The sequence below is a fragment of the Acetatifactor sp. genome (genome assembly GCF_982438285.1).
Genome location: NZ_CEWDFQ010000097.1, coordinates 1 through 9552, shown reverse-complemented (window position 1 = coordinate 9552; position 9552 = coordinate 1). Strand labels below are relative to the sequence as shown.

Below are 9552 nucleotides of genomic sequence, written 5' to 3'. Positions count from 1 at the left end.
CCCCTGCATTGGTGCTGAGCAGATAATTGTAATCGCTGGAAAAGCTCAATGCACTGGCCGCATTGTTGCTTCCCTTGGTAAGGGAAACCGTCTCAACAGTCTGCACCTTCTCAAAATACGGCATGCCGTTTCTGTCCTCATAAGAATAAACATCAATATAGCATTTCCATTCATGTACAATATAAATGAATCTTCCGTCCTGGGAAATCTTGATATGTCTGGGTGCGGACTCCAGCTCGCTGCGGATAATATCCATGAGCCTCACCTTTCCCTTGTTCAGGTCCAGACTGTAGACATTCACATGGTCCATTCCCTGGTCTGCCACCAGAAGATACTTATTATCATGGGTCATGCGGGCACAGTTAATGTGGGGCCTGAAGTTCCGCTCTGCAATGCTTCCAAGGCCTTTATGATAAATCTCATCCGTGATTTCTCCAATGGAGCCGTCCTTCTTCAGGCGCAGCACTGTCAGCTTTCCGTCGTGATAGCCGGCCACAAACAAATAGCTGTCCGTGTAATCCGTTGACACATAGCAGCCTCTCATTCCGTTGATCGGCGCAAAATTGATCAGCTCAAGACTGCCGTCCTCCAGAATATGGTAGGACTCCACGCCGAAATCCGTGATGGAATACAGATATCTGCCGTTGTGAGAAATCGTCACATAGGAAGAATTTGTAATCTCCACCTTATCCTTTTCCACAAACCTCCCCCGCTCCATATCCACATCATATATTTTGATTCCATGGCTGTCCCCCTGGGTATAGGTAGACACGTACGCCACATACTTCTCTTCTGCCATAGCCGCTGCCTCCTTAGGTATTTTAAAGCTATCCTTAATATAGCACAAAATTTAGGGTTGTAAAATACTTTTTCCCTATAAATTTCACGGTCCTGGTATCCTATATCGCCGTAAAAAAAGAAGATGCTGCAGCTTTTGCCCACAGCATCCCTTTTTGCTATTCCTTTGTCTCGCACCCGCAGGTTTCTCCACGCCCATAATTGGAAAAATCCTGTCTCCCCGATTCCTGTCTGCTGTTACAGCCCCGGTCATTCCAGGGAGGCGGCATGAATCCCGGCCTATCACAGCGGTCGCGGTCACGATCCCGGTCTCTGTCACAGTCACGATCTCTATCACGGTCGCGGTCTCTGTCGCAGCCGCAATCCCTGTCGTGGTCTCGATCCTGGCTGCGGTCTCTGTCGCGGTCTCGGCCGCAGTCCCTATTGTCATCCTCGCATCCGCAGGAATCACTGTTGCCTTCCACACCATTCCCACACCATGTATTTCCGGAATTGCCAAAGCAGCACAACAGCAGCAACAAAACAATACAGTTCATTTCAGCTCCTATATGAAACAAATATTCTATTTACTTTATTTTATTCCACAGGCCGCCTCTGTTGCATGTCCCTTGTTTTGTTTCCCTCTTTTCCCGCTTTATTCTTTCTTCTCTTCAGCTCCTCCTTCATACACCGAAAGGTTTCCTCCTCTCCCCTCTTTGCAAGCATAATGAGCATTTCCTCTAAAATTCTTTTGGTATCCTCATGTATGGGCGCTTTATCCGTACCCCCGTAGTAATAGGTAAGGGGAGCTTCGTCCGTATAGCTGCCGCCCAGATATACCTTGCTGGCCGCTATCCTGTCCATGATCATCTCTACAATATATTTATAAGGCATTGGCACAGGAGCCATGCCTCCCGGTACGTCCCTGGTGGAATAATCAATCCAGTACTCGTAATGATGCTTGTTTCTGCCCTTGTGATGAAGCCAGGCGCTGGAATAGCCTATGGCTTCCCGCTCCGCATTGTTAGGGCTTCTGTTTCCCTGATAATATCTGGCGCCCACCAGAAATTCCGCAGGACTGTATTTTGACAGGTCATGAAACAGTCCCTGTCTGTACAGCCCAACCCGGAAGCAGCCTTTGGCAACCAGATACTTATGATAGGTAATTGTCTTAAAATGTTTCCACGCCTTACTCATTCTTTCATACGACCTGCTTTCCTGCTGCCTCCACAGAAATACTCTGAAAGACCGCAATACTTCTGGGGGGAATCCTTCTATGGGTCTCCTCCCCCTCGTCCTTCATCTGATCTTCTCCCGCCGTGACACACACAAGCTTCCACTGCAGGCCCTTTGGCAGTTTCGGCATGGCCAGTTTTTGATACTCCCAGTACATATTCACCGCCAGATAAAAAAAGTCGTCATCCATGGAATCCGGCAGCTTTTCATATCTGCCGCAATACATAATGCCAATATGTCTGTTATAGCCCTCCAGCTGAGGCTTCCAGGCACTTTTTCCGTGATAGGATAAATCCGGATATCCCAGCGCAAGATAATCCATGCCCTTTAGTTCTTCCCCGGGATGCAGTATAGGGTGGGCCTTGCGAAGCGCCGTCATTTTGCACCAGAAAGCATACAGCTCCCTGTTCTTTTCCAGATCATTCCAGTTCAGCCAGGCCACTGCATTGTCCTGGCAATAGGGATTGTTATTGCCCCTTTGGGAATTGCCGAATTCGTCCCCCATAAATAAAAGGGGAACGGACTGGGAAAAAAGAAGCAGACAAATGGCATTTTTCATCTGCTTGATCCGAAGCTCCTTTACTTTCTTTCTGCGAGTGCTTCCCTCCTCCCCACAGTTCCAGCTGCAGTTATAATTACTTCCATCCCGATTTCCCTCTCCATTGGCCTCATTGTGCTTTCGGTCATAGGAAACCATATCTGCCAGCGTAAATCCATAATAATTGGTAATATAATGAATTCTTCCCATTCTCCTAGGATTACAGCGCATTTGATGAATCACGCTCTCCAGCATGTTTTCATCTCCTTTTAGGAATCTGCGCATAATATACATATAATCGTCCTGGTATACCGCCAGATTTTTCTGTTTTTCCCGAGTTCTGCCCCGGTAAATTTCATCCGCGTCAAAGGCGTAATACCATAGTTTGGTATCCGACAGCGCCGGATCCTTTGCAATCTGGTTCACGGGCAGATTTTCCCCCATCAGATGAAACCCGTCCACATGGTATTCCAATACCCAGAAACGCAGAATTTCAGAAATATCCATCCCTTCCGCGTCCTTTGGAAAATAAAACTGCATAACGATTTCCATATTGTTTTTGTGAAAGGCCTTCACCATATTTTTAAATTCCACACAGGGATCCTTCGAAGCGGCATAGCCCGCTTTCGGCGCGTAATAAAAGCCCTTTTTATAGCCCCAGTAATTCAGCCTGGGTCCGGCTTCGGACGCCTCCTTCCGCGGAAGAAAGGCCTGCTCCTTTTTCGCCTCCAGGCATTCTGCGGACGTTTCAAAAGACGGCTCGGCAGAAAGCTCAATAAACTCATAGCATGGCTGCAGCTCAATGGTGGTAAATCCGCTTTCCTTCAAATACGGCAGCTTCTCCGTAACGCCCAGAAAGGTTCCACCGCAGGATACGCCGGAGGAGGGATGTCTGGTAAAGCCTCTCACGTGGATACAGCTGCAGACGCAGTCCTCGTAGGCTAACCCCGGTCTTTTATCTCCCTCCCAGTCAAAATCTGTTTTCAAAAGCACCGCCCGCAGACCGCTCTCCTGGCGCGCCCTGCCGTAGGCATGACCGGACAGAAAGCCTCTGGCATAGGGATCCGCAACAATTCTGTCCTCTTCGTAAAATTGGTAAGAAATGGAATCCCCATCCAATCCCTCCAAAAATTTACAGTAAATGTCCCCTATTTTCTCTTCTTTAGAAAAAGGAATCCTGCGGAGCCTTTTTCCAGTTTCTCTCTCATACAGCACAATGCCGCATTTTTCTTTTTCCGATACAAAGGAGAAGCGGATTCCGCCCTCCTCACAGTGCGCACCAAGAGGATATGGCCTTAAGGGTAATCTTTTTTCTGTCATTTTCATCCTCGTTTCTACGCTGCTTTTGCGCATAAGCGATTTTGTGGCAAGCAGCGCACAGACACAAACCGCCGTGTAAAAAATATGCCTAGAATCTTATTTCATTATAATGTATTGCAAGAAAAATCACAAGCAGTTATAATTGAAACAGACAGTTGAAAAACTGAAATAAAAGGAGAAAATATATGGCAAACCAAAAAGATTATGAAGATGAGGAAATGACTGTTGAGCTGGAGCTGGAGGATGGAAGCATTGTAAACTGTGCTGTCATCACCATCCTGGCAGTGGAGGGAAAGGACTATATCGTTCTTCTGCCTTTAGATGAAAACGGTGAAAATGAGGACGGCGAGGTCTGGTTTTACGGCTACAGCGAAAATCCCGATGATCCAAATGAGGAGCCGGATCTTTCCTTTATCGAGGATGATGAAGAATACGAACGCGTTGCGGATGCCTTTGACGAATATTTGGACAGCTGTGAATTTGACGAATTAGTAGACGAATAATATTCCTTCCACAGAGGATTCAGAAATCTCGATGGAAGCCTGGGGCGCTCTTTCGTGCCGGTCACGAAAAACAGCTCCAGGCTTTTCTTCGATCTCGTCATAGCCACATAAAAAATTCTGCGCTCTTCCTCACAGGCCTCCTCATCGGGCAGACATCCATGAGGAAAAATTCTTTCATTGCAGTCCGGCAGGTACACATGGTCAAATTCCAAACCCTTGGAGGCATGAACCGTCATAAGGCATACTCCTTTCTTATGCCCTTCTTTGTCCGGCCCTTCTTTATCCGGCCGGTCTGTGTCAGGGCATGTACGCTGAGCCTCCAGCCATTTCTCTATGGTTGAAAAACAGGAAGCGTCTGTCTGGGCCCATTCCAGTATTTCCAGCCACTCCTCCAGCCTTTCCCGGTCCTTTGCCGCCTTTCTTTTCAAAAAAGCCTCATATCCCAGAGCTTTTCTTATATAACGCACCAAAAGGCCCGGCGGAAAATGTCTCCCCTGACTGAGCTTTTCCGTAAGCTCTGCGCCCTTCCCCTTTTGAAAAGCCTTCAGTTCAAACCCCAAAGCTTCCCGGTCTCCAAAGGGAACCGTCCGCCAGACGCGCAGCCAGTCTTCTCTTGCATTCTTTCCAAGCGCCAGCTTCATATATGCGGTCACATCCTTCAGAATAAAATGTTCATACGGATTTTGAACGCTTTCCTTTATCTCATAAGGAATTCCTGCCCTTTTCAGGCATATGGCAAACCGCTGCATCAAATGATTGGTACGAAACAATACCGCCCTGGACTGTGCTTTCTCCGTGCTCTGAATGTTCTGTATCACCGCCAGATACTGCTCCTCCCTTTTCTCAAAGGAACGGATTTTTACCCTTCCGACCTCCTCCTTTTTCTGCAGACAGGCTCGAAGCTCTTTGGAGAAACGATCCTTGTTTTCCCCGATAACCAAGAGAGAAGCCTTTACAATTTCCGGCCCGCTCCGATAGTTGATATCTAAAAGAAGCTGCCTGGCCCCAAACTCAGAAACAAACCGCTTCAAGCAGGCAGGCTTGGAGCCTCTGAATCCATAAATAGACTGATCGTCGTCCCCCACCGCAAAAATCCCCCGGCAGTTTTTCCCTAAAAGCTTTATGATTTCATACTGCACCGGGTTAATGTCCTGAAATTCGTCCATCAAAATATGATCAAAGCGCTTCTGCCAATAGGCCAGAAGCTTTTCATCCCTCTTCAGATATTCCAGGCACAGGGAAAGCATATCGTCATAGTCCAAGGCCCCTGTCTTTTGCCTCTCTCTTTCGTATTCCCGGCATAAAGGCAAAAAGCAGTCCCGCCACTCAGGCTCCAGCGCCAAAACCGTCCCAGCCTCCTCTCCGGTATTTTTGTAAAAACTCATGGCGCCAAGCAGCTTCAAGGCGTCCTCCTCCAGGTTCTCCGGACTATTTTCCTTTTTATATTTTTTCATCAGGGGAAGCAGAAGCTGTTTTTTCTCCTGCATGGATAAAATTCTTGGATTTGTAAGAATGTGAGAAGCTCTCAAAATGTGATAAAAGAAAGAGTGAAAGGTTCCAAAGCTTACGGGCATCACCTCGCTGCATTCCTTCAGAAAGCGATTCTGCATGGACTTAGCCGCTTCCCTGGTAAAGGTGATTACCAGAATCCGTTCCGGGGGAACCTTCTCTTCCAAGAGCAGATAAAAAATACGGTGGGTAATGGTAAGAGTTTTGCCGGAGCCGGGGCCCGCCAGCACCAAAAGGGGCCCCTCTCCGTAGGTCACAGCTTCCCGCTGTGCATCATTCAACGCTTTTAAGTCAGGCATTTTCAAGCAGCGCAATCCCCTTTCGGATTCTCTGCAGAGATTCCTCCTTACCTAAGATTTCCAAAATCTCCGTTGCCCCTGCAGGCGTCATCTGCTTTCCGGAAACCGCCGTCCGGATAGGCCACATCACATAGCCGTTTTTGCAGCCCTTTTCCTCCACATATTGCAAAAGCCTCTGATACAGCCCATCGTTGCTGTAATCCTCCTGAGCCTCCAAAATGGGGAGCACCTCTTTTAACACCTCCAGGGAGGAGGCTTTGTCCGTTTTCATCTTCTTGTGGGTATACATGTCCGGGTCATATTCCGGCAGCTCCTCAAAAAAGTCCACATGGGAGGCTATATCGGGAAATACCTCAATTCTGGTTTTCACCATGGCCGCAATCTTTTTTAAGTCATAGGGCTTTGTGATGACAGCCTTCAGGTAAGGCTCCGCCATACTGTAAAAGGTGTCAAAGTCCATGGCCTTTAAATATTCCCCGTTCATCCATCTTAGCTTTACTATGTCAAACACAGCGGGGGATTTGCTGATCCTGTGATAATCAAACTCCTGAATCAGCTCCTTTAGAGAAAAAATCTCCCGGTTGTCCTCAGGGCTCCAGCCAAGCAGCGCCACATAATTCACAATGGCCTCTGTGACAAAGCCCTGCTCCAGCAAATCCTCAAAGGAAGCATGACCGCTTCGCTTGCTCAGCTTTTTATGGTTTTCATCCGTGATCAGGGGCAGATGGATATACACCGGCACCTGCCAGCCAAAGGCCTCGTACAGCCGCACATATTTAGGGGAGGAGGACAGGTATTCGTTTCCCCGCACCACATGGGTGATATTCATGGTATGATCGTCCACCACATTTGCAAAATTGTAGGTGGGATAACCGTCGGATTTCATCAGTATCATATCATCCAGCTGATCGTTGTCCACGGTAATATCTCCATAAAGCTCATCATGAAAGGTGGTTTTCCCTTCGTTGGGAATATTCTGGCGGATTACATAGGGCTTACCCTGGGCAAGATTTGCTTCCACCTCTTCTTTCGTCAAGGACAGGCAGTGCTTGTCATAGATCATGATTTCCTTGCCGTCCACCACCTCGGTTTTTAAGGATGCCAGCCTCTCCTTGTCGCAGAAGCAGTAATATGCTTCTCCCTTTTCAATCAGCTCTTTCGCATATTTCATATAAATGCCTGTGCGCATACGCTCACTCTGCACATAGGGACCGTATCCTCCGTCCTTGTCCGGTCCCTCATCCGGAATCAGACCGGTTTTTTCCAGGGTACGGTATATGAGCTGTGTGGCACCCTCCACATAACGCTCCTGATCGGTATCCTCGATCCGCAGCATGAAATCTCCATTTTCATGCTTTGCAATCAAAAATTCATATAAAGCAGAGCGCAGATTTCCCACGTGCATTTTGCCGGTGGGGCTGGGCGCATATCTTGTCCTGATTTTCACTGCTACACCTCCCTGTCCGTTTAAGCGGACATCTCTTTCCTATTTGACACTTTTCCTATTCTATCTTTTTTTTCCAAAAACCGCAATGTATTTCATGGAAAATATTCCTTTTTTTCTCCTGCCTTTAAGAGAACCTGCCACTGTCTGTCCTTCCATGTAACTTGACAGGTATACTGGGAAACGGCATTTACGCAAAACCGCAGAAGCTTTCCATCCTTCCAGTAAATATCGTAGGAAGCATTTCCCCTGGCGCGTATGCCTTCTATGGAGCCTTCCTCCCATTTGGGGGGAAGTGCCGGTAAAAGCAGTACTTCCTCCTCCACCGACTGCAGCAGCATTTCTCCCACCGCCGCTATGGCTCCAAAATTCCCGTCAATCTGAAAGGGCGGATGATTGTCCAAAAGATTAGGCAGTGTAGATTTCTGCAAAAGCTGCACGAAATTTTCATAGCAGGCCTGTCCATCCATTAACCTTGCATAGAAATTCATAATCCAGGCCCGGCTCCAGCCCGTATGGCCGCCTCCGTTTTTCAGCCTGCTTTCCAGGGTTGTCCTGGCAGCCTGCACAAGAGCCCTCTGGCAGGCGTCCTTTTGTCCCGCCCGGATCTGAAAGGCCGGATGTAAAGCGTACAGATGGGAAATATGCCTGTGGCCTGGCTCCGCCTCCTCATATTCCTCAAACCACTCCAGAAGCTGTCCATTCCTGCCAATACGGTGAGGCGGCAGCTTTTTCAGGCATTTTCTTACCTCTTCTGCAAAGGCCTTATCCCGTTCTCCCAAAAGCTTGTCCGCTTTCAGAAATTGTTCAAACAGCTCCCGCAGAATCTGGCTGTCCATAGCCGGGCCAAAGCAGACACAGCCTTTTGTGCCGTCCGGCAGTATATATTTATTTTCCGGCGAAACAGAGGGGGTTGTCACCAGGTATCCTTGATATTCTACCAGATAATCCAGGAAAAAGAATACGGCATCCTTTAATACAGGATACATTCTCTCTAAAAACGCCAGGTCTCTGGTGTAGTCATAATGAAGCCAGATATGGGTGCTCAGCCAGGCCCCTCCCATGGGCCAGACTGTGGCAGGCGTATAAACGTCCTGGGGCGCCGTATCTCCCCAGAGATCGGTATTATGGTGTGCTGCAAAGCCCCGGCACCCATACATTTTCTCAGCGGTCTCCCTTCCATTTTCCGCCATTTTCTCAAGCATTTCAAACAATGGCAGGTGCATTTCAGAAAGGCCAAACATTTCCGCCGGCCAATAATTCATTTCCGTATTGATATTGATGGTATATTTGGAACCCCAGGGAGGATTGTACTCCCGGTTCCAGATGCCCTGCAGATTGGCTGGCAGCGATCCGGGGCGGCTTGCAGAAATCAAAAGATACCGTCCATAGTCAAAATAAAGCTTCATCAGGCTGTTGGAGGGCTGACCCTCCTCCCTGTTTTCTTTCTCTGCCAGAGACAACTTTACTCTGTCAAAATATCTCCGGTACTCTCTGATATGGGCCTGCCGCAGCCCTTCGTAAGGTCTTGCCGACACCTCCTGCAGGGTGCGCAGCACATATGCTCTGGGATCACTGTGCCGGAAATGGGTTCCGGCGGTAAAGAAAACCAGAATTTCATCCGCATTTTCCGCCTGCAGGCTTTCTCCAAGAGCAAAAAGGCGTCCACCGGAGGCCTTCACTTTGATGCCTGCGCAGAAACCATAGTCTTTGACGGTTCCATCCTTTTTCTCCTGAAGCTCTTCTGCCATCTCTCCCAGCCGTCCCTCCATGAGCATACAGCCCTCAGACCGAAGGGAGCCGTCACAGAACCCCGGGCGAAGAAGCCGCGCAGCAGCCGATACTTTTCCACCCTCCGCCCAGATTCTGGTTATGATACAGTTATTTTCCGCATCTGCAAAGGTTTCCCTGTGATAGATAATATCC

7 protein-coding genes and 1 pseudogene are annotated in these 9552 nt (G+C 48.4%); 1 reads left to right on the top strand and 7 read right to left on the bottom strand.

The genetic code is table 11. The features are described 5' to 3' along the window. The 4 genes from AC1WIP_RS06640 to AC1WIP_RS06625 all read right to left on the bottom strand — a co-directional run. The coding region (locus AC1WIP_RS06640; RefSeq protein WP_481141111.1) for a lactonase family protein at positions 1 to 799 on the bottom strand (799 nt) is incomplete at its 3' end. 157 nt (positions 800 to 956) lie between these two features. Next, on the bottom strand, positions 957 to 1334 hold the full coding sequence (locus AC1WIP_RS06635) for a hypothetical protein (protein ID WP_481141109.1): 378 nt from the start codon (positions 1332 to 1334) through the stop codon (positions 957 to 959). A gap of 40 nt (positions 1335 to 1374) precedes the next feature. Then, a complete protein-coding gene (locus AC1WIP_RS06630; protein ID WP_481141108.1) occupies positions 1375 to 1974 on the bottom strand; it encodes a DUF5662 family protein in 600 nt (199 codons plus the stop codon). A gap of 4 nt (positions 1975 to 1978) precedes the next feature. Beyond that, complete coding sequence (locus tag AC1WIP_RS06625) at positions 1979 to 3871, bottom strand: alpha-amylase family glycosyl hydrolase (protein WP_481141107.1); 1893 nt, start codon at positions 3869 to 3871, stop codon at positions 1979 to 1981. 185 nt (positions 3872 to 4056) lie between these two features. Between AC1WIP_RS06625 and AC1WIP_RS06620 the strand changes: the two genes are divergently transcribed. Then, positions 4057 to 4374 carry a DUF1292 domain-containing protein gene (locus AC1WIP_RS06620; protein WP_481141105.1) on the top strand — a complete coding sequence of 106 codons (318 nt, stop codon included), beginning with the start codon at positions 4057 to 4059 and terminating at the stop codon, positions 4372 to 4374. A gap of 83 nt (positions 4375 to 4457) precedes the next feature. Here the strand turns inward: AC1WIP_RS06620 and AC1WIP_RS06615 are convergent. The 3 genes and pseudogenes from AC1WIP_RS06615 to AC1WIP_RS06605 form a co-directional block, all read right to left on the bottom strand. Beyond that, positions 4458 to 6182 (bottom strand): annotated as a pseudogene (locus AC1WIP_RS06615) (ATP-dependent helicase); the annotation flags it as partial. Beyond that, a complete protein-coding gene (gltX, locus tag AC1WIP_RS06610) occupies positions 6175 to 7629 on the bottom strand; it encodes a glutamate--tRNA ligase (RefSeq protein ID WP_481141104.1) in 1455 nt (484 codons plus the stop codon). The pseudogene AC1WIP_RS06615 and the gene gltX, both read right to left, overlap by 8 nt. Positions 7630 to 7721: 92 nt before the next feature. Then, the coding region (locus AC1WIP_RS06605) for a glycosyl hydrolase family 95 catalytic domain-containing protein (RefSeq protein ID WP_481141103.1) at positions 7722 to 9552 on the bottom strand (1831 nt) is incomplete at its 5' end.

Excerpts from the sequence above, each read along its gene's own strand:
- AC1WIP_RS06635 (WP_481141109.1), bottom strand. The coding sequence starts at position 1,334 with ATGAACTGTATTGTTTTGTTGCTGCTGTTGTGCTGCTTTGGCAATTCC.
- AC1WIP_RS06630 (WP_481141108.1), bottom strand. The coding sequence starts at position 1,974 with ATGAGTAAGGCGTGGAAACATTTTAAGACAATTACCTATCATAAGTAT.
- AC1WIP_RS06625 (WP_481141107.1), bottom strand. The coding sequence starts at position 3,871 with ATGACAGAAAAAAGATTACCCTTAAGGCCATATCCTCTTGGTGCGCAC.
- AC1WIP_RS06620 (WP_481141105.1), top strand. The coding sequence starts at position 4,057 with ATGGCAAACCAAAAAGATTATGAAGATGAGGAAATGACTGTTGAGCTG.